The 19,616-nt window shown below is 65.7% G+C and carries 16 protein-coding genes and 2 pseudogenes; 15 read left to right on the plus strand and 3 right to left on the minus strand.

Annotation, left to right across the window (positions count from 1 at the left end):
- Positions 1-51 precede the first annotated feature (51 nt).
- The 4 genes from A5636_RS24855 (at position 52) to A5636_RS24870 (ending at position 7,037) form a co-directional block, all read left to right on the plus strand.
- Entirely contained in the window at positions 52-1,575 is a 1,524-nt protein-coding gene (locus tag A5636_RS24855) for a class I adenylate-forming enzyme family protein (protein WP_065161349.1), read from the plus strand.
- 192 nt (positions 1,576-1,767) lie between these two features.
- On the plus strand, positions 1,768-2,556 hold the full coding sequence (locus tag A5636_RS24860; protein WP_065161308.1) for a PPE family protein, SVP subgroup: 789 nt from the start codon (positions 1,768-1,770) through the stop codon (positions 2,554-2,556).
- 24 nt (positions 2,557-2,580) lie between these two features.
- Positions 2,581-3,729, plus strand: a complete 1,149-nt coding sequence (locus A5636_RS24865; protein ID WP_065161309.1) for a PPE family protein — start codon at positions 2,581-2,583, stop codon at positions 3,727-3,729.
- Positions 3,730-3,803: 74 nt separating this feature from the next.
- Positions 3,804-7,037, plus strand: a complete 3,234-nt coding sequence (locus A5636_RS24870; RefSeq protein WP_065161310.1) for an acetyl-CoA carboxylase family protein — start codon at positions 3,804-3,806, stop codon at positions 7,035-7,037.
- 12 nt (positions 7,038-7,049) lie between these two features.
- Here the strand turns inward: A5636_RS24870 and A5636_RS25885 are convergent, their stop codons facing one another.
- The gene (locus tag A5636_RS25885; protein WP_081287988.1) at positions 7,050-7,376 is read right to left on the minus strand and encodes a PE-PGRS family protein; all 327 of its coding nucleotides are present in this window, start codon (positions 7,374-7,376) and stop codon (positions 7,050-7,052) included.
- A gap of 84 nt (positions 7,377-7,460) precedes the next feature.
- Between A5636_RS25885 and A5636_RS24880 the strand changes: the two genes are divergently transcribed.
- From A5636_RS24880 to A5636_RS24890, 3 genes are read left to right on the plus strand one after another with little or no spacing between them, the layout of a single operon-like run.
- Complete coding sequence (locus A5636_RS24880) at positions 7,461-8,237, plus strand: SDR family oxidoreductase (protein WP_065161350.1); 777 nt, start codon at positions 7,461-7,463, stop codon at positions 8,235-8,237.
- Positions 8,234-9,427: an acyl-CoA dehydrogenase family protein gene (locus tag A5636_RS24885; RefSeq protein WP_065161312.1), complete on the plus strand. Its 1,194-nt coding sequence runs from the start codon at positions 8,234-8,236 to the stop codon at positions 9,425-9,427. Before A5636_RS24880 ends, A5636_RS24885 begins: the two co-directional genes overlap by 4 nt.
- Positions 9,424-10,518 (plus strand): acyl-CoA dehydrogenase family protein, encoded by a 1,095-nt coding sequence (locus A5636_RS24890; RefSeq protein WP_065161313.1) that lies wholly within the window; start codon positions 9,424-9,426, stop codon positions 10,516-10,518. The genes A5636_RS24885 and A5636_RS24890 overlap by 4 nt, the downstream gene beginning before the upstream one ends.
- 11 nt (positions 10,519-10,529) lie before the next feature.
- Here A5636_RS24890 and A5636_RS24895 read toward each other — a convergent pair whose 3' ends face one another.
- A complete protein-coding gene (locus tag A5636_RS24895) occupies positions 10,530-11,270 on the minus strand; it encodes a dienelactone hydrolase family protein (protein ID WP_065161314.1) in 741 nt (246 codons plus the stop codon).
- A gap of 42 nt (positions 11,271-11,312) precedes the next feature.
- Here A5636_RS24895 and A5636_RS24900 point away from each other — a divergent pair, with 42 nt between their 5' ends.
- The 7 genes and pseudogenes from A5636_RS24900 to A5636_RS24925 all read left to right on the plus strand — a co-directional run bounded on the left by A5636_RS24900 (position 11,313) and on the right by A5636_RS24925 (position 17,534).
- A complete protein-coding gene (locus tag A5636_RS24900; RefSeq protein WP_065161315.1) occupies positions 11,313-12,113 on the plus strand; it encodes a thymidylate synthase in 801 nt (266 codons plus the stop codon).
- Positions 12,110-12,622 carry a dihydrofolate reductase gene (locus A5636_RS24905; protein WP_065161316.1) on the plus strand — a complete coding sequence of 171 codons (513 nt, stop codon included), beginning with the start codon at positions 12,110-12,112 and terminating at the stop codon, positions 12,620-12,622. Before A5636_RS24900 ends, A5636_RS24905 begins: the two co-directional genes overlap by 4 nt.
- A 29-nt stretch (positions 12,623-12,651) precedes the next feature.
- A complete protein-coding gene (locus A5636_RS24910; RefSeq protein WP_065161317.1) occupies positions 12,652-13,371 on the plus strand; it encodes a cell division protein DivIVA in 720 nt (239 codons plus the stop codon).
- 67 nt (positions 13,372-13,438) lie between these two features.
- Positions 13,439-13,690: pseudogene (locus A5636_RS27785) on the plus strand (winged helix-turn-helix domain-containing protein); the annotation flags it as partial.
- Positions 13,691-13,810: 120 nt separating this feature from the next.
- Positions 13,811-14,788, plus strand: a pseudogene (locus A5636_RS24915) (winged helix-turn-helix domain-containing protein); the annotation flags it as partial.
- Positions 14,785-15,903 (plus strand): restriction endonuclease subunit S, encoded by a 1,119-nt coding sequence (locus A5636_RS24920; protein WP_065161318.1) that lies wholly within the window; start codon positions 14,785-14,787, stop codon positions 15,901-15,903. The pseudogene A5636_RS24915 and the gene A5636_RS24920, both read left to right, overlap by 4 nt.
- Before the next feature lie 14 nt (positions 15,904-15,917).
- Positions 15,918-17,534: a type I restriction-modification system subunit M gene (locus A5636_RS24925; protein WP_065161319.1), complete on the plus strand. Its 1,617-nt coding sequence runs from the start codon at positions 15,918-15,920 to the stop codon at positions 17,532-17,534.
- On the opposite strand, the gene A5636_RS24930 is transcribed toward A5636_RS24925, so the two are convergent.
- Positions 17,531-18,520, minus strand: a complete 990-nt coding sequence (locus tag A5636_RS24930; protein WP_065161320.1) for a linear amide C-N hydrolase — start codon at positions 18,518-18,520, stop codon at positions 17,531-17,533. The two genes, A5636_RS24925 and A5636_RS24930, sit on opposite strands and share 4 nt — an antisense overlap.
- A gap of 222 nt (positions 18,521-18,742) precedes the next feature.
- Between A5636_RS24930 and thyX the strand changes: the two genes are divergently transcribed.
- Positions 18,743-19,495, plus strand: coding sequence for an FAD-dependent thymidylate synthase (thyX, locus tag A5636_RS24935; protein WP_065161351.1), 753 nt, complete (start codon positions 18,743-18,745; stop codon positions 19,493-19,495).
- Positions 19,496-19,616: the final 121 nt, after the last annotated feature.

A 19,616-nucleotide genomic window follows, 5' to 3' on the forward strand; every position in this document is an offset into this window, starting at 1 on the left:
ATCACGATAAGACACGCGAGAGCGAGGTGCGGCATGGCGGCACGCCTCCCTGTGACCGAAATTCCTCGTGACCGCAACCCATTCCCGCGATCCGGCGTATCCGTCGATGAGCACGGCATTGCCCACTACGACGGAATCCCGGCGACGTTGCTCGACGTGCTGGCCGCCCAGGTCGCCGAGCGCCCGGACAGCGAGGCAGTGGTCGAACTGGGTTCGGATCGGTTGTCATACCGACAGTTGTGGGACGGCGCAGCGCGGGTTGCCGGCGGGCTACGCGCGGCCGGGTTGAACCGGGGTGACCGGGTCGCGGTGCGGTACCCCGCCGGCATCAACTGGGTGCTGGCGTTCTGGGGCACGGTGATGGCCGGAGGCATTGCCGTGGCGGTCAACACAAGGTCGGCCCAGCCCGAGGTCGATTTCGTGCTGTCGGATGCCGAGGCGCATATCGACCTGAGTCCGGCCACCCCGATGCCCGACGGCCGGCCCTACGTAACCGAGCAACTCGATCGCGCAGACGTTGCCGCGTTGTTCTACACATCGGGTACCACCGGGCATCCCAAAGGTGTGCCGACCACCCACGAGGCGTTCCTGACCAATAACGAGAACGCAGTCCGCTGTCTTCGGCAGCCCAGGGACATCGGCGAAGGGCTACGTACCCTCATCTCGGTGCCGCTGTTCCACGTAACCGGTTGCAATTCACAGCTTTTGGCGGCAACTGCGCTGGGCGGAGCGGCGGTGATCATGCCCGCACTCAATCTTGACCAGATGATCGCCACGCTGGGTGACGAGCGGATCTCCGTCATGGTGACCGTGCCGGCGATATATGCTCTCCTGTTGCGTCACAACGACTTCGGTGCCGCAGACGTGTCCGGGGTCCGCTGGGTGGGGTATGGCGGTGCGCCGATCGCACCCTCGTTGGTGCGGGCGGTCAAGGACGCCTTTCCGCAAGCCACCGTGTTCAACGGGTACGGAATGACCGAGACAGCCTCCCTGATGACCGCGCTGCCGGACGAGGAAGCCGTCGAGCACGCCGACTCGGTTGGCTACGCGGTGCCATCGGTGGACCTCGGCGTAAGCCCGATCAACGACGGGTCGGGCGATCTGGTGGGCGAATTGCTGACCCGCGGCGGCAACGTCACTGCCGGTTACTGGAATCGGCCCGACGCTACGGCAGCCACATTCGTAGACGGCTGGCTGCACACCGGGGACGTGGTGCGCGTCGACGACGCCGGCCGGGTGCACATCGTCGATCGGCTCAAGGACATCATCAACCGCGGCGGGGAGAACATTTCCAGCGTTGAAGTTGAAGCCGCGCTGCTGGCAGCACCCGGCGTCACTGACGCCTGCGTCCTAGCGGTGCCCGACGAGGTGATGGGTGAGAAAGTCGGCGCGGTGCTGGTCGGAGACGAGGTTGACGTGCCGGCGGTCCTCGAACAATGCCGCGAGCAACTCGCCGACTACAAAGTTCCGCAGTACGTCAACGTGGTGACGACACCGTTGCCGCGCAACGCCGGCGGGAAACTGCTCAAGGGCAAGCTCCGCGACCAGGTCCAGTGGGGTTCCGCACTGCGCTGAGTCGAGACGTCCCCAGTCCGGCGAAGGAATTTCGCGTTACGCGCCCTGTCTTGGCGCCTTTTACCACGGCAAAGTGACACGCTCAATTCGGCAGTGCCATGAACGCGTCGCATGCGCCGTCGCGCCGCCCGGGGATGCGGCTCGTCAGCAAACAAGTCACCGTCCGCACGTTCTGAATACAAGGAGCACCGAATGTCATTTTTGACTGCACAGCCCGAAGAGTTAGCCGCTGCAGCGGGAAAGTTGCGCGGCGTGGGCGCCCAACAGGTGGCACAGAACCTGGCTGCCGCCGTCCCGACCACTATCGGTGTCGTGCCCGCCGCTGCCGACGAGGTGTCCGCGTTGCAGGCGTCGTTGTTCAGCGCATACGGCAACTTGTACCAGCAGGTCAGCGCGGAGGCCGCAGCCATGTACGACACGTTCGTGGACACCCTGGGAACCAGCGCCGGGACCTATGCCGACACCGAGGCAGCCAACTCGGCTGCGGCATCCTCGCCGTTGTCGCCAAGTGCTGCCGCGCCGGCGGCGACGACCCCGCTGTCGGGCATTGCCGACGTGATCGACGTCGGCATTGGCAACTCGGCCTCGGCCATGTCAAACCTGCTGGGACTGGGCAACGGCGGTCTACTGGTACCGGCCGACCAGGGCGCAGCTGCAGAAGGTGCCGCTGCGGGTGCCGCCGCGGAATCGGCTGCCGCGGTGGAACTTGGTGCCGTCCCCGTGACTGGCGGTTTAGGCGGGGCACCATCCGTCGGCGCGCTGTCGGTCCCGCCGGCTTGGACGGGACCGGCAACCCTGGTCGCGAGTGCCTCGGCACCAGAGCTAACCGGTTGGACAGGAGCCGCGCCGGCGGCGCCCCAAGCGACGGCGCTGCTTCCCGGCATGCCTGGGCTAGCGGCGGCAACCCGCAATAGTGCCGGATTCGGAGCGCCGCGGTACGGAGTGAAACCGATCGTCATGGCACGCCTGGTGACCAGCTAACCTTCAGAAAGGGATTGATTAACAATGGATTTCGGATCTTTGCCGCCAGAAATCAACTCCGCGCGGATGTACGCCGGTGCCGGCGCCGCCCCGATGATGGCGGCCGCGGCGGCCTGGAACGGCCTCGCGGTCGAATTGAACACGACAGCGGATTCGTTCGAGTCGGTGATCGCGCAGTTGACCACCGAACAGTGGATGGGCCCTGCGTCGCTGTCGATGGCCGCCGCGGCGCAACCCTTTCTAGTCTGGTTGACCTCGACCGCCGAATCCACGGCGCTGGCGGGTTCACAGGCTATGGCGTCGGCGGCCGCCTTCGAGGCCGCATACGCCATGACAGTGCCCCCGGCCGAGGTTGCCGCCAACAGGGCGCTGCTAGCCATGCTGGTAGCAACCAACGTCTTAGGCCAGAACACACCGGCCATCGCCGCCACCGAGGCGCAGTACGGCCAGATGTGGGCACAGGATGCGCTGGCCATGTATGGGTATGCCGCGTCTTCGGCGGTCGCCGGGAGACTGAACCCATTGGCCGCGCCCGCCCAGACCACTAACCCCGCCGGCATCGTCAACCAAGCCGCTGCGGTCAGCCAGGCCGCCGCGTCGAGTTCTGTTCAGCAGGTGGGTCTGACGAACCTGATCAACACCGTGCCCGAGAGCGTCATGAGCCTGGCCTCACCGGCGGCGGCAACTGCGGCGCCACTGGACGCGATCACCCAGGACATCACCGATCTACTGGGCAGCGACCTCGTAGAAGAGGCAATTGACGGCGCCATCAACACCGGAGCTTGGTTCACCACGGCCGGAATTGTCACCGGAGTGTTCCTGCAGCACACCCTTAATACCCTGCCCGCAGTTGGGGCAGCTGGACTTGGCCCTGCCGGGGCAGCGGCCCTGGCAGGGACAGCGGCGCCGCTTGAGGCCGCAGTCACGCCGCTGATGGGCGCGGCGTCCTCGGTAGGTGGACTGTCGGTGCCGGCGGGTTGGTCTACCGCCACACCGGCTACCGCCGCAGCGGCCACGGTTGCCAACGGCAGCGGATGGAGCGTACCCGAGGATGCCACGCCGGTCGCCGGGATACCCGGCGCGCCGGGCATGGCGGCGACGAAGGGCGCGGGTTCCTATGCCGGACCGCGATATGGCTTCAAACCCGTGGTCATGCCGAAGGTCGTCGTCTGAGCGGGTTACCACCGCCCACAACGACTGTGATGCCCTGCCGGGCAGCTTTGGACCTAGGTCGTACGCTATGGCCTATGCGGCCATCACCGCGCGATGCCGAGTCGACCCTGCTGATTGCCAACCGCGGCGAGATCGCGCTCCGAATAATCCGCACCGCAACCGAATTAGGTATCCACACCGTCGCGATTTACGCCGACGACGACGCCGAAAGCCCGCATGTTCACGCAGCCGACGAAGCACTGCGGGTGGCGGCTTACCTGGACCAGGCGGCGATACTGGCGGCAGCCAAGGACTCTGGCGCCGAGGTGATTCATCCCGGCTACGGATTCCTCAGTGAGAACGCCGAATTCGCCCGGGCCTGCGCGTCCGCTGGTTACACGTTCGTAGGCCCGGATGCCGACGTGCTGCAGTTGGTGGGAAACAAATCGTCGGCGCGCGCTGCGGCCATCGCGGCCGGCGTGCCGGTGCTTGCCGCCACCGACGGGCCGAGCAGCGTCCAGGACGTCCGTGCATTTTTCGCCGCCGGGACTGGCCCGATCATGATCAAGGCCTTGGCGGGAGGCGGCGGCCGCGGGATGCGCAAAGTCGAACGCGCCGACCAGATCGACAGCGCCTACCGGCAATGCGCCGCCGAGGCTGAGCTGGGGTTCGGCAACCCGGCGGTCTTTGCCGAGGCCCTACTGGTCGGTGCACGACATATCGAAGTGCAGATCGTGGCCGCGCCGGTCGGCCGTCAAACCCACGCGCTGGCGCTGGGTGACCGTGATTGCAGCATCCAGCGTCGGTACCAAAAGCTCGTGGAGATGGCGCCCGCGCCTTACCTTTCCGACGATGTGCGTCGTGCCCTGCACGGGTCCGCGGCCCGCCTGTGCGCCAGATTGGGCCTGCACGGACTGGCCACCGTCGAATTCCTGCTGAAAGAGGATGACTTCGTCTTCCTCGAAATCAACCCCCGAATCCAGGTGGAGCACACCGTCACCGAGGAAGTCACGGGCGTCGATCTGGTGGCGATACAGCTGGCCATCGCCAGCGGGATGTCCTACGGCGACCTTGGCGTCCCCGCCGGAATCGCTTCGGACGGAACCGAAGTCATCGGCGATCCCGCCGAGAGAACGGGCATCGCCATCCAGGCCCGAGTCAACATGGAGACCGTAATGCCCGACGGTTCCGTGCTGCCCGCGACGGGAACCATGACCGCATTTACCCCGCCGAGCGGTCCGGGGGTGCGCGTGGACACCTATGGGCGGGCAGGGTTGGTTGCCAGCCCTAGATACGACTCGCTATTGGCCAAGGTCATCACACACGTGCGAGGCACCTCGCTGTCGGCGGCGGTCCGCAAGCTCCGTACCGCTTTGAGCGAGTTCACCGTCGAAGGCATAGCCACCAATATCGACTTGTTGCGGGGGTTGTTGGCAGCCAGTGAGTTTCAGCTGGGTGAGGTTTCGACGGGCTTCCTCGACGAGCAGCTTCCCGCACTTGTCGCGTCATTGTCGCGGGCTCCGCAGCAGCATGCCCACGCCGGCGTCGAGCTCTACCCCGGTGAGGAAGTGCTTCGTGCGCAGCTAGCGGGAATCGTCGTCGAAGTAGCGGCCGAAGCAACCGAACTTGCCGCAGGTGAAGATGTCGTGGTGTTGGAAGCCATGAAAATGCAACACGTTTTGGCCGCACCTGATGCGTTGCGGACGGTCCGTACCCTTGTCCGCCCAGGTGAGGTGGTGGGTACCGGCGATCCGTTGGTGGTGTACGTCCGAACCGGTGTCGGTGGCGGGATTGAATCAAGCTCCGACGCAACCGATCTCGACCAGCACCGTGCCGACCTCGACGCAGTGCGCCAACGGCATCTGGTCACGCTGGACGAGGGCCGGGAAGCCGCGGTTGCCAAGCGGCACAAGCAAGGGCGCCGGACCGCACGGGAGAACATCGCCGACCTGGTCGACGCGGACAGCTTCCTGGAGTACGGCGCCCTGGTGATTGCCGCGCAACGCAGCAGGCGCTCCGAGGAGGACTTGATCGCCAACACGCCGGCCGACGGATTGGTCGCAGGTCTGGCGACCATCGGTGCGGACCGGTTCGGACGTGACGCCGCGGAGGCCGTCGTGGTGTCCTACGACTACACCGTTCTCGCCGGGACGCAGGGCATGCGGAACCACGCCAAGACCGACCGCGTCTTCGGCCTCGCCGCGCGAAAGCGGTTGCCGGTGGTGCTGTTTGCCGAGGGTGGTGGTGGCCGACCCGGGGACACCGACGTCGGCGGCGTAGCCGGACTGGACGTGCCGACCTTTCGGATGCTGGCGGGCCTGTCCGGCATGGTGCCGTTGGTGTCGATCGTCTCCGGTCGTTGCTTCGCCGGGAACGCGGCGCTGGCCGGCGTCTGCGACGTGATCATCGCCACGCCCGACGCCAATATCGGAATGGGCGGGCCCGCGATGATCGAGGGTGGGGGGCTTGGCGTCTTTCCGCCGGAAGCGATCGGACCGATTGATGTCCAACGACGCAACGGCGTAGTCGATCTGGTCGCCCGCGACGAGGCGCACGCGGTGGCGCTTGCCAAGCAGTACCTGGCGTACTTCCAAGGCGCGGTGGACGATTGGGCAGCGCCGGATCCCCGGTTGTCTCGACATGTGGTACCGCAGAACCGGTTACGCGCTTACGACGTGCATCGGGCGATCGAGGCGATCGTGGACGTGGGCTCGGTGCTGGAACTGCGTCCCGACTATGGCGTCGGAATCGTGACCGCGCTGGTTCGGGTCGAGGGCGTGGCCTATGGTCTGATCGCCAACAGCAGTCACCACCTCGGCGGTGCGATCGACGCAGAGGCGGCCGACAAGGCCGGTGAATTTCTCTCCCTGTGCCAGGCGTTTCGGCTGCCTGTCGTATCGCTGTGCGATACACCAGGGTTCATGGTCGGACCGGAAGCGGAGAAGGACGCGGCAGTCCGGCGATTCGGCCGGATGTTCGTTCTCGGTGCGCAATTGAGCGTGCCGTTCGGAATGATCATCCTGCGCAAGGGATACGGGCTGGGCGCGATGGCGATGGCCGGCGGTTCGTTTCATGCGCCGCAGTTCACCGTTGCCTGGCCCACGGGTGAGATCGGCGGCATGGGGTTGGAAGGCGCTGTGCGCCTCGGGTTCGGCAAGGAACTGGCCGCGGCCGCCGACGAGGTGGAGCGACAGGCGTTATTCGAAAAGCTGGTCGCCGCAGCCTATGAGCACGGCAAGGCTCTGCGCGCCGCCACCACGTTCGAGTTGGACGACGTCATCGATCCCGCTGAGTCCCGGAGCTGGATCACCCGGCTCCGGGCGCTCTGAACGGGTCAGATGTCAGCCGTGGCCGGAACCGCAGCCGACGCCGGGCAGACAGCCCTCACCGCCGGGAATGCCTCCGGGCCCCCAGAACTGGCCACCGTTGCCGCAGCCGACGCCTGGGATGCAACCCTGGCCACCGGGGCCGCCTTCGGGACCACCGTTGACGCCACCCGAACCGCAGTTACCGTTGGGATCGCAACCGCCGCCGCCCGGGTCCAGGGGGATGAAGTGAGTAATGCCGGTGCTGGGGGTGCTCGGCCCCGCCGCAACAACATCGGCTGAGGCCATCGGCGCCGCAGCGATCGCTGTAGCGACAGCCCCGGCCACCACCAGTGGTTTCATGAGGTTTAGTTTCGCTAACATGCGCTTTCGCATACCACGTGTGGCGGCGTTGAAAACCTAAAAAACAAGATCGGGCGGATGAATATGACTTCTTTGGATTTGACCGGCCGCACCGCCATCGTCACCGGCGCCTCGCGAGGTATCGGTCTGGCGATTTCGCAGAAGCTGGCTGACGCCGGCGCCAACGTTGTGTTGACCGCCCGCAAGCAGGATGCGGCCGACGCGGCGGCGGCGCAGGTGGGCGACCGGGCCCTGGGCGTGGGAGCGCACGCGGTCGACGAGGATGCGGCCCGGCGCTGCGTCGAGCTCACCCTCGAGCGTTTCGGACGGGTGGACATCCTGGTGAACAACGCGGGAACCAACCCCGCCTACGGGCCGCTGATCGACCAGGATCACGCCCGCTTCACCAAGATATTCGACGTCAACCTCTGGGCTCCGCTGCTGTGGACGTCGCTGGTGGTCAAGTCCGGCATGGGCGAGCACGGGGGCGCCATCGTCAACACGGCCTCCATCGGCGGCATGCATCAGTCTCCGGCCATGGGCATGTACAACGCCACTAAGGCAGCGCTGATCCACGTCACTAAGCAACTGGCGCTGGAACTTTCACCACGCATCCGGGTAAACGCCATCTGCCCGGGCGTGGTGCGCACCAGACTCGCCGAAGCGCTGTGGAAGGACCACGAGGATCCGTTGGCGAAATCGATTGCGCTCGGCAGAATCGGCGAGCCCGACGACGTAGCCGACGCGGTCGCCTTCCTTGTCTCGGATGCGGCGAGCTGGATCACCGGCGAGACCATGGTCATCGACGGCGGTCTGTTGCTCGGCGCGGCCCAGGGATACCAGGCCGGCGGTGGACAGTGAGTGTCCCTGGGGCGGACGCCGACGTCGACGCGTTGGTGCGGGCGTTGCTGGACGAGCACGATCCAGCCACCACCGCGCCGCGGGATTTCCTGGGCGCTCAGTTCGACGCCGGTCTGGCCTGGGTGCATCTGCCTGTGGGTTTCGGCGGATTGGGTCTGCCGCGGACCGCTCAGGAGCGCGTCGATGCCAAACTGGCCGATGCCGGCGCGCCGTTGGGTGGTACTCCGAAGAACTACATCGGTATGGGCATGGCCGCGCCGACGATCGCGGCCTTCGGGACCGACGAGCAGAAGCGAAAGTTTCTGCGTCCCTTGTTCACCGGCGAGCAGATCTACTGCCAGTTGTTCAGTGAGCCCGGTGCCGGATCGGACCTCGCGGCCGTGGCCACTCGGGCCGTGCGGGACGGTGACGACTGGATTGTCAACGGCCAGAAGGTGTGGACCTCGCAGGCCCAACACGCGCAGATGGCGATACTCGTCGCAAGAACCGATCCGGGCGTGCCCAAACACGCTGGCCTGACGTACTTTCTGTGTGACATGACGCAACCGGGCGTGGAAGTGAGGCCGCTACGCCAGATCACCGGCGAAGCAGAGTTCAACGAGGTGTTCCTCACCGACGTTCGGGTGCCGGACGCCAATCGGCTCGGTCCCGAAGGCGGTGGCTGGCGGGTGGCGACGACCACGCTGAACAACGAGCGCGTCGCCATCGGTGCACGCGCCGGCGCCCCGCGGGAAGGCGGCCATATCGGCAAGGTCACCGCGGCATGGCGAAACGAGCCAGGCCTGCGTGACCCGGCGATGCAGGACGAGTTGATGCGCCTGTGGGTGGAAGCGGAGATACTGCGGCTCAGCGGGGAACGGCTGCGTCAGCAGGCCGTCGCCGGGCAACCCGGACCCGAAGGCGCCGGCATGAAGATCGCGTTCGCCCGTGTGGCCCAAGAGATTTCGGGATTCGAGATCGAATTGCACGGCGAAGCCGGCCTCCGGTACGACGATTGGACGCTGGGTAGACCAGAAGTCGTCGACTTGACCGGGCGCGGGCCCGGCTACCGATACCTCCGCGCAAAGGGCAACTCGATCGAGGGTGGTACCTCTGAAATCCTGCGCAACACCATCTCCGAGCGGGTGCTGGGCTTACCTGGGGAGCACCGGGTCGACAAATCCGTCGCGTGGAAGGACCTGCCCCGATGAGCGTCGACCTGCTTTACTCCGACACCGAGGACGCGCTGCGGGACAGTGTTCGGCAGTTGTTCGCCGACCGGTGCCCGCTGGAAGTGGTTGCGAAGTCCTATGATTCGCCGCCACCGGATTTCTCCGGTGTCTGGCGCACCCTGGCTACCGAACTCGGGCTGGCTGGGCTGTTGGTGCCCGAGTCGCTCGGGGGTGCCGGCGCGACGGTTCGCGAGGCCGCCGTGGTCCTGGAAGAGGTCGGTCGGGCGGTGGCACCGGTGCCGTTCCTGTCCAGCGCGGTGCTGGCCACGGTGGCGCTGATCAACGCCGGCGACACCGAGATCGTGTCGGCGCTCGCGGCGGGTGAGACCACTGCGGCGCTGACGGTGCCGCTGTCCACCGCGCCGTGGGAAGTGGTGGCCGGGGTGAGCTCCGGGTCGGACGGCTTGACCGGACAAGTCACCAGCGTCGCGGGGGCCGCGGAGGCCGACGTACTGGTGGTGCCGGTACTCGGGGCGGAGGGTCTGGAATTGCACACCGTTTCGCGCGCCGACGCCGGTGTGGAGGTGTCACCGGTGTTGGCTCTGGACATGACGAGACCTCTCGCGGACGTTCGTTTTTCGGGTGCGTCATCGTCACGGGTCGGGACCGGCCCGGGGGCGTTGACCGCGGCGTTGCAGACCGGCGCGGCGTTGCTGGCGTCCGAGCAACTCGGGCTGGCGCAGTGGTGCTTCGAAACGACACTGGCCTACGTCAAGGAACGCAAGCAGTTCGGCCGCGCGATCGGTTCGTATCAGGCGATCAAGCATCGCCTGGCCGACCTGTGGTTCGAGGTCAATGCGATGACGACGGCGGCCCGCTACGCCGCCGACACCGAGGCCCGCGGCGATGCAGATGCGGCCACCGCGGCGTCCATCGCGCAGGCCTTCTGCAGCGGCGCGGCCGTCCACGCCGCCGAGGAATGCGTTCAACTGCACGGCGGCATCGGGATGACGTGGGAATATCCCGCGCACCTGTTCCTCAATCGCGCCAAGAGTGACCAACTCGCGTTCGGCACCGCCTACCGGCACCGGTCCCGGCTGGCTGAGTTGGTGGACCTGTCCGCCACCTGAGCCAGCGCAGGCTAGACGAGCGCCTCGCCGAAAATCTCCGTCATGGCGGCCCAATGCCGCTCGTCAGCGACGGGGTCGTAGGGCGGGTTGTCCGGTACCGCGAACCCGTGCCCGGCCTGGTACCACTCGATGCGGTGCTGCACACCGGCAGCCGTCAGCGCCTTCTCCAGCTGCTCGGCCTGGTCAGCAGTGAACGATCGATCGTTCTTGGCGCCGCCCACGTATACAAGGGCGTCCATCTTGGCGGCCAGCAGGTGTGGGCTGTGCTCGTTGTCGGTCACCAACCCGCCGCCGTGGAACGACGCGGCGGCGGCCACCCGCTCGGGAAGCCGTCCGGCCAGCAGCACCGAGATGCGCCCGCCCATGCAGTAGCCGCACACGCCGAAGCGCTCGCCGGTGACCTCGTCGCGCCCGGCCAGGTAGTCGAACAAGGCGCCGGCGTCGCGGGTGACGCGGTCCGGGGTGAGGGTGCCGATCATGAACATGATGCGCGCCCGCTCGGCGGGATCCCCGAATGCGCTGCTCATGTCGAACGGGGCCCATTCGCCCTCGCGGTAGTACACGTCGGGAAGCAGCACCGCGTAGCCGAATCCGGCCAGCTTGGCTGCCATCTGATGAAAGGTCTCGCGGACGCCTCCCGCGTCGGGAATCATGATCACTCCCGGCCAGGGGCCGTCGGCCGTTTCGGGAGTGAACAGGTGGACGGGGCAGCTGCCGTCGGGAGTGCTGACGGTATCGGCGATCTTCGGCATGGCACCCGTTCTACTCCTGACGGCTGGTCGTAAGCTGGCCGCGTGCCGATCGCGACTCCCTATGAGGACTTGCTGCGCGAGGTGCTCGCGAAGGGAGCGCCGAAATCCGACCGCACCGGCACCGGCACCCGAAGCCTGTTCGGCAAGCAGATCAGGTATGACCTGTCGGCCGGCTTCCCGTTGCTCACCACCAAGAAAGTCCATCTCAAGTCGGTTGTCTACGAGTTGCTGTGGTTTCTGCGGGGTGATTCCAACGTCGGCTGGCTGCAGGAGCGCGGTGTCACGATTTGGGACGAATGGGCAAGTGACACAGGCGATCTCGGCCCCATATACGGTGTGCAGTGGCGGTCCTGGCCGACTCCCAGTGGTGAGCACATCGACCAGATCAGCGCCGCGCTGGAGTTGCTGCGCACCGACCCGGACTCGCGACGCATCATCGTCTCGGCGTGGAACGTGGGGGAGATCCCCCAGATGGCGCTGCCGCCGTGCCACGCGTTCTTCCAGTTCTACGTCGCCGATGGCCGCCTGAGCTGCCAGCTCTACCAGCGCAGCGCCGACCTGTTCCTCGGGGTCCCGTTCAACATCGCCAGTTACGCGCTGCTCACCCACATGATGGCCGCGCAGGCCGGCTTGGCCGTCGGCGAGTTCGTCTGGACCGGCGGTGACTGTCACATCTACGACAACCACGTCGAACAAGTCCAGCTACAACTCAGCCGCGACCCCCGGCCTTACCCCAAGCTTGTTCTGGCCCAGCGGGATTCGATCTTCGACTACACCTACGACGACGTTGTGGTGCAGAACTACGACCCGCACCCGCCGATCAAGGCGCCCGTCGCTGTATGACGCGCACCAACCTGGGCCTCATCTGGGCCCAGTCGACGTCTGGAGTGATCGGGCGCGCCGGCAGCATCCCCTGGCACCTACCCGAAGACCTGGCCCGGTTTAAACAGGTCACATTGGGACACACCGTGGTCATGGGCCGGCGTACCTGGGACTCGCTGCCCGCACGAGTTCGGCCGCTGCCGGGCCGCCGAAACATTGTGCTGTCCAGGCAGCAGGGCTTCGTCGCGGACGGGGCTGAGGTGGTCGGTGACCTCGAGCAAGCGCTCACCGGCGAGGACACGTGGATAATCGGCGGTGGACAGGTCTATGCGCTTGCGCTGCCACTGGCCAACCGCTGTGAAGTCACCGAAGTGGACGTCGATCTGCCGCGCGACGACGACGACGCGCTGGCCCCCCTGCTCGACGAGGCGTGGGTGGGTGAGACGGGGGAGTGGCTGGTCAGTCGCCGGGGCTTGCGCTACCGGTTTCACAGCTACGTCCGGTCGGTGGGGGTTGCCGCACCGGATTGAAACGAGTCTCTTCAGAAGGGGGATTGAGAGTGGTAACCGAACCAACACGGACGTTTACTCGAAAATTCTGGGGCTACGAACCGACCGCGGTCGACGCCCACATCGAGACTCTGACCGCAAAGCAGCAGTTGCTGCGCGACGACGTGGAGAACCTGCGTGCCCGGTTGCGGGACTCCGGTGACCAGGCAGCCGCGCTGCGCAAAGAGGTCGCTCTGCTCACCGAAACCTCCTCCACGCCGCACGCGGTGCAACAGCGGATGGCGAAGATGCTGCGCAGCGCGGTCGACGAGGTGGCGCAGATGCAGGCAGAGGCGCGAGCTGAGGCCGACGCGCTGATCGCGGCGGCCGAGGCCGAAGCCGAAGCCGAGCGCCGCCGGCACGAGGAATTGGTGGCCGAGATGATCGCGCAGCAGAAGGCGCTGCAAGCCGAGAACGAAGAAGCCCAGAAAAAGCTCGACGCCGAGATGGCCGACCTGCGGGCCGAAACCCGGTCGGCGATCGACGAAGCGTGGCAGAACTCGCAACAGGAACGCGACCAGTTGCTCGCCGATGCGAAGCAGCAGGCCGATTACGAGCGTGAACAGGCCCAGCGCGCGGTCGACGAGGCCCGGGCGCAACGGATCAGAATCCTCGAGCAGCTCATGGCCGTCTACCGCGACTTGGACGCTGTTCCGGTCGCTCTCGAACAGGCCTACCAGGACGCGCAGGCGGTCGCGTCGCAGCCTGAGGAAAAAGTCAGCACGAGCTGAGTCGACGGGCACGATCTAGTAGCCTCCCGCTCAAAGCAGCCGAAAGGGGGCCGCTATCCTCGGCGCCGTGTCGACCCGGAACGGCAGGCTCACCGCCGCCCAAGCCCGGCGAATAGCCGTTGCGGCACAAGGATTTAACGAGCCACGCCCCGCCGGGGCGATCACCCGCGCCCATCTCAGGCGACTGATCACGCGGATCCAGGTGCTGCAGCTGGATTCGGTCTCGGTGGCGGTGCGCGCCCACTACGCGCCGGTGTTCAGCCGGTTGGGGCCCTATGACCGCGGCGTGTTGGACCGCGCGGCTTGGGGTCCGACGACGATGCGGGCCGGGAAGCGGCCCGAGGAGGAGTCGGACAAATCGAGCGGGGGTCCGACGACGATGCGGGCCGGGAAGCGGCCCGAGGAGGAGTCGGACAAATCGAGTAGGCGTACGGCGCGGGACCGGTTGCTGGTCGAGTACTGGGCGCACGAAGCGGCGCTGATGGCCGTCGATGATTGGCCGCTACTGCGCTGGCGGATGCGCGAGTACCGGCACGGCCGCTGGGGCAAGCACATCGTGCAGGCCAACCCGCAGCTGATCGAAGACGTCGTTGCGGCCGTCACCGAACTCGGGCCCAGTACCGCCGGCCAGATCGAATCGCATCTGGCGGCCGAACCCCGCCGGGGCAAGGGGCCCTGGTGGAACCGCAGCGACACCAAATGGGTGGCCGAAGCGCTATTCGCCTCCGGTGTGCTCACCACGGCCACCAGAGTGGGCTTCGCTCGGCACTACGACCTGGTGGAAAGGGTGCTGCCCGCCGCCGTGCTGGCCCGGCAGGTGGATGACGAGGAAGCCGTCCGCGAACTGGCGCTACGGGCGGCAACAGCGCTGGGCGTCGCGACCGAGGCCGACATCCGTGATTACTTCCGGTTGTCGGCGAAACAGATCAAACCCGCGATCGCCGACCTGGTGGCCGCGGGTGAAATCGAGCCAGTGGACGTCGACGGCTGGACGGCGCCGGCCTATCTGCGGCGCGGTCGCACCATCCCGCGCCTGGATCGCGGCACCGCCCTGCTGTGTCCGTTCGATCCGCTCATCTTCTTCCGACCCCGAGTGGAGCGGATCTTCAACTTCCACTACCGCATTGAGATTTACACCCCGGCCGCCCAGCGGCAATACGGGTATTACGTGTGGCCGCTGCTGCTGGACGGACAGCTGGTGGCGCGAGTGGACCTCAAGGCCGATCGTTCCACCGACACGCTGCGCGTGCTGGGCGCCTTTGGCGAACCCGACATAGACCGTCCCCACGTTGCGGGCGCCCTGGCCGCGGAGCTTGAGTCGATGCGGTCCTGGCTGGGCTTGGGTGCCGTTGCTGTGTCCGATCGGGGCGATCTGGCTTCGGAGCTGCGTCGGGCTGGGAGGCGATCCGGCTTGTGAAGGCCGTGCTCGGGGATTATCTGGACTTCCACGCCGGTGACATTTCGCCGGCCCGGGCAGCAGAAGGCTGTTATCCGGTGTACGGCGCCAACGGCGTGATGGGACATACGTCTGAACGCAATGCCCGCGGCCCGCTGATAGTGATCGGTCGGGTGGGTTCTTTCTGCGGAAGCTTGCACTATTGCCACGGCGATGCGTGGGTTAGCGACAACGCGCTGATCTGCCGTCCCGATGACCCCGAGGAAACGCGGTATTGGTATTACGCGCTGCAGCATTGCGGACTCAACAGATTTCGTGCCGGATCGGGCCAACCCCTGCTCAATCAGGGCGTTCTGCGCAGCGTTCCGATTCGCGTTGCGGACACAGCCGAGCGGACGCTGATCGGCAGCACCTTGGGCGCCTTGGACGACAAGGTCGCCGCCAACGATCGCGTGATCGCATGCGCAGAGGATTTGATGACGACGTTGGTTGAGCAGGTCCCGGAACGCGCCAAGCTGTCGGACTTGGCGCAGCGGACAGCGGTATGCGCCGAACCGCGGGATCTGCGCGGTGTGGTCGCGCACTACAGTTTCCCGGCCTTTGACCGAGCCGCTCAACCAAACCTGTTGGATTCCAACACAATCAAGAGCACCAAGTTTGTGCTGATAGAGCCCTGCGTGCTGTTCTCGAAGTTGAATCCCAGGATCCCGCGTATCTGGAACGTCCCGCAGCTTCCGTCGGCAACGGCTGTGGCAAGTACGGAGTTCGTTGTGCTGCGACCGATCGACGTTGACACCTCCGTCCTGTGGTCGGCATTGCGGCAACCCGATGTGTCGGCTGAACTCGCACGTATGTCCGCGGGTATGACCGGGAGCCGACAGCGGATCCAACCGCGTCAACTCCTCGATGTCATGGTGCGTGACGTGCGTCGGCTGGATGCTCGCTCAGCTCAGGCGATTACCGACCTCGGCGCGTTGTGTGAGCGCCGACGAGCCGAATCCGCCGAGTTGGCAGCGGTGCGCGATGAACTGCTCCCGCTGCTGATGTCCGGCCGGGTACGGTCCCGGGACACCGTGGATGGTCGCGTTGCGGCACTGACCACGATCCGGCGGTCCGGGTCGAGTCCCACGAAATAGGAAGGACATACGTGATGCCGCCGCGGAACAAGCCCGGGCCGCAAGCACCGTCGACCTCGAAGGAGCTGAAGGATACGCTCTGGAAGGCCGCGGACAAGTTGCGCGGGTCGCTGCCGGCCAGCCAGTACAAGGACGTGATCTTGGGTTTGGTCTTCCTGAAATACATTTCGGATGCGTCCGAGGAGCACCGTGAGATTCGCAGCGAATCGATCGAGGATCCCGGGAACTACCACGCCGAGCACATATTCGTGGTTCCCGCGGCCGCGCGATGGACGTTTCTGGTGGACAACGCCGAAGGCACACCGGGTGACGACGGTGGGCCCAGCAAGAATATCGGTCAGCTCATCGACGAGGCTATGGACGCCGTGATGAAGGCCAACCCGACGCTGGCCGGCATGCTGCCGCGGTTGTACCACCGCGACAATGTCGACCAGCGGCGCCTCGGCGAGTTGATCGACTTGTTCAGCAATGCCCGGTTCAGCCGCCAGGGCGCACACCACGCACGTGACCTGATGGGGGAGGTCTACGAGTATTTCCTGGGCAATTTCGCCCGCGCGGAAGGTAGGCGAGGCGGCGAGTTCTTCACCCCGCCCAGCGTGGTGAAGGTGATAGTCGAGGTGCTTGAACCGACCACAGGGCGGGTGTATGACCCCTGTTGCGGGTCGGGTGGCATGTTCGTGCAAACCGAGAAGTTCATCGCCGAACACCACGGTGACGCGAAAGATATTGCAATTTATGGGCAGGAGAGCATCGAGGAGACTTGGCGCATAGCCAAGATGAATCTTGCCGTCCACGGCATCGACCACAGTGGTCTGGGCAGCCGGTGGGGGGACACGTTTGCCTGGGATCAGCATGCCGATATCCAGATGGACTACGTGATGGCCAATCCGCCGTTCAATATCAAGGATTGGGTGCGCAACGCGAACGACCCACGGTGGCGATTCGGTGTGCCGCCGGCCAACAACGCCAATTACGCCTGGATTCAACACGTCTTGTCCAAGCTGACGCCAGGTGGCAAGGCTGGGGTGGTGATGGCCAACGGGTCGATGTCGTCGAATTCCAACGGGGAGGGTGCAATTCGTGCGCAGATTGTGGAGGCCGACCTGGTGTCCTGCATGATCGGGCTGCCGACGCAGTTGTTCCGTAGCACCGCGATTCCGGTGTGCCTGTGGTTTTTTGCCAAGGACAAGAAGGCGGGCGAGCAGGGTTCGGTCGATCGATCGGGGCAGGTGTTGTTCATCGATGCGCGCGAGTTCGGCTACCTGGTAGACCGCGCCGAGCGGGCGCTCAGTGACGAGGATATCGTGCGGATAGGTGACACCTATCACGCCTGGCGAGGATCGTCGTCAGCTGTCACGAAAGGAGTCGTTTACGAGGATATTCCGGGGTTCTGCAGATCGGTCGCGGTGGCCGAGATCAAGGCTGCGGACTATGCGCTGACCCCGGGTCGGTACGTCGGTGCTCCGGAACTCGCGGACGACGGCGAACCGATTGATCAGAAGGTGGCGCGGTTGAAGACGGAAATGCTTGCGGCGTTTGATGAGTCGGCACGGTTGGAGAAAGTGGTGAGGGAGCGGCTGCAACGGCTGGATGGGCTGCTTCAGCCTGCTCAGCCTGACTTAGGCGGCTAATGCGAGAGCGTCAAGAACTGCATTGGCGCAGTGGGGGTGAATTTCGTCGTGACGTTCCCGACCAGGCCGTCCTCGAGCGCCGTGTCAGCGGTGAGGTCGAGCTTGCGCGCAGGGGCCGTCTCGCTGAAGTCAATCTCGCCGAGGTCCACCCAGACGATGTTCGGCCTGGTCGTCGAGGAGTAGACGTATCGCCGGTTCGTCAGGTCGGTCACCGTCTGCCAGATGGTCTGCGACGCCTCGGGTTTGCCCGGGTCCGGGATCCGGAAAGGCTGGGCTGCGTTCCTGATGACGCTGAGCATGCCGGCGATCGCGGACACCTGGTCGGCCGCCGGTGGTAGCCGCTCAACGTAGTAGCTGGCGCGAGCGAACCTGTCGGCCGCCAGAGTGCTTCCGGGCAGGGTCTGGTTGCCGCCGAACTCTTCGAACCGAGTGAGGAGTTCTAGTTGTTTGTCATAGGTAGGGGAATTGGTCATGACGCGGTAGTGGCGGTTGTGCCACACGGTGGGCGCACCAGCTACGTACTCGATGATCGCCGAATCGCCGGTCGCATCGTCAAGTGCGAGATGGACTGCCGGCACTCTTCCGGTGCTTGGCTCGGCCAACGGCACGACCTGCACCTTCGTCTCGTGTACCCATGCCGCGGCGTCGGCCACCGTGGCGAAGTTGTCCAGGAAGTACTGCAGCCAGATCGCCATGCTCAAGGCCGGTTTCGTGGCGTCGTGGGTGCCGTAGTCCGACTCGGCGAGCCAGAGGATGTGACCGGCCAACCCCGCCTCGTTGACGCCGTCCACCGACATCAAGTCGTATCCACTGGCAATGAGGCTGCCATATTTGGCGGCCCAGCTGAGCGAACCACCGACGCCGTCGCTCCGGTCGATGCCACGAGGAAGAACCCATAGATTTGTTCCGGTGTCGCAGTGATAGTCCATGTTGCGGCCGACGAGCACGGGCTCGCCAGGTCTCGAATGGATTACCCGAGTACACATTTGGCGACCTCTTTCGCTGATCTTCGCTCAGATTGAGCGATCCTATGGGGTGTGGACTGTTGGGTCACGCAAGGCGTCCAGGTTCATGTGCGACTCCCATCTGGACGAACGAGGTGTTGACGAGCGGTCCCACCCGTCCGCCGCAACCGCGAAACCGATCCGCGCCGCGTCGCGGGACGTGTTCTGTCCGCCGTGGTGTTGGCGGGCGCTAGGCTGGCCGCCGTGGCCGAGACCGCGCCGCTACGCGTGCAACTGATCGCCAAGACCGAATTCCTGGCCCCGCCGGACGTCGGATGGACGACCGACGCCGAGGGTGGCTCCGCTCTGGTCGAATTCGCCGGCCGGGCGTGCTACCAGAGCTGGTCCAAACCCAATCCGCGGACCGCGACCAACGCCGGGTACATCAGCCACATCATCGACGTCGGGCATTTCTCGGTGCTCGAGCACGCCAGCGTGTCGTTCTACATCACCGGCATCTCGCGATCCTGCACCCACGAGGTGATCCGGCATCGGCATTTCTCCTACTCCCAGCTCTCCCAGCGTTACGTGCCCGAGAACGACTCGCAGGTGGTGTTGCCGCCGGGTATCGAGGATGATCCCGAGCTGCGGGACATCCTGACCGCCGCCGCCGATGCGAGCCGCGCCACTTACGCTGAGCTGCTGACCAAGTTGGAAGCCAAGTTCGCCGACCAACCCAACGCCGTGCTGCGACGCAAACAGGCCCGTCAGGCCGCACGCGCGGTACTGCCCAACGCCACCGAAACCCGCATCGTCGTGACCGGCAATTACCGGGCCTGGCGGCACTTCATCGCCATGCGGGCCAGCGAGCACGCTGACTTGGAAATACGACGGCTGGCCATTGCCTGCCTGCGTCAGCTCACCGACGTCGCGCCCAGTGTGTTCGCCGACTTCGAGATTTCCGTGCTGGCCGACGGCAGTGAGGTCGCGACCAGCCCTTTAGCGACCGAAGCCTGAGCCGTCTTCGTCCGCGCGCCCAACCCGGCTGTGATCCTGACTCCGAAAATTCGCCGTGTGGTTCGCCTCGTGCGGCCACCCGTCGCAGCACTGCTAAAGACCTTGCCGCAGGCAGGTAATC

Origin of the sequence: Mycobacterium asiaticum (assembly GCF_001673315.1) — a bacterium.
GTDB classification, from domain to species: Bacteria; Actinomycetota; Actinomycetes; order Mycobacteriales; family Mycobacteriaceae; genus Mycobacterium; species Mycobacterium asiaticum_B.

What these genes read in the sequence shown, in the direction of transcription:
- A5636_RS24880 (WP_065161350.1), top strand. Translation starts at nt 7,461, where the DNA reads ATGACTTCTTTGGATTTGACCGGCCGCACCGCCATCGTCACCGGCGCC.
- A5636_RS25885 (WP_081287988.1), bottom strand. Translation starts at nt 7,376, where the DNA reads ATGAAACCACTGGTGGTGGCCGGGGCTGTCGCTACAGCGATCGCTGCG.
- A5636_RS24925 (WP_065161319.1), top strand. Translation starts at nt 15,918, where the DNA reads ATGCCGCCGCGGAACAAGCCCGGGCCGCAAGCACCGTCGACCTCGAAG.
- A5636_RS24870 (WP_065161310.1), top strand. Translation starts at nt 3,804, where the DNA reads ATGCGGCCATCACCGCGCGATGCCGAGTCGACCCTGCTGATTGCCAAC.
- A5636_RS24895 (WP_065161314.1), bottom strand. Translation starts at nt 11,270, where the DNA reads ATGCCGAAGATCGCCGATACCGTCAGCACTCCCGACGGCAGCTGCCCC.
- A5636_RS24905 (WP_065161316.1), top strand. Translation starts at nt 12,110, where the DNA reads ATGACGCGCACCAACCTGGGCCTCATCTGGGCCCAGTCGACGTCTGGA.
- A5636_RS24865 (WP_065161309.1), top strand. Translation starts at nt 2,581, where the DNA reads ATGGATTTCGGATCTTTGCCGCCAGAAATCAACTCCGCGCGGATGTAC.
- A5636_RS24930 (WP_065161320.1), bottom strand. Translation starts at nt 18,520, where the DNA reads ATGTGTACTCGGGTAATCCATTCGAGACCTGGCGAGCCCGTGCTCGTC.
- A5636_RS24890 (WP_065161313.1), top strand. Translation starts at nt 9,424, where the DNA reads ATGAGCGTCGACCTGCTTTACTCCGACACCGAGGACGCGCTGCGGGAC.
- A5636_RS24860 (WP_065161308.1), top strand. Translation starts at nt 1,768, where the DNA reads ATGTCATTTTTGACTGCACAGCCCGAAGAGTTAGCCGCTGCAGCGGGA.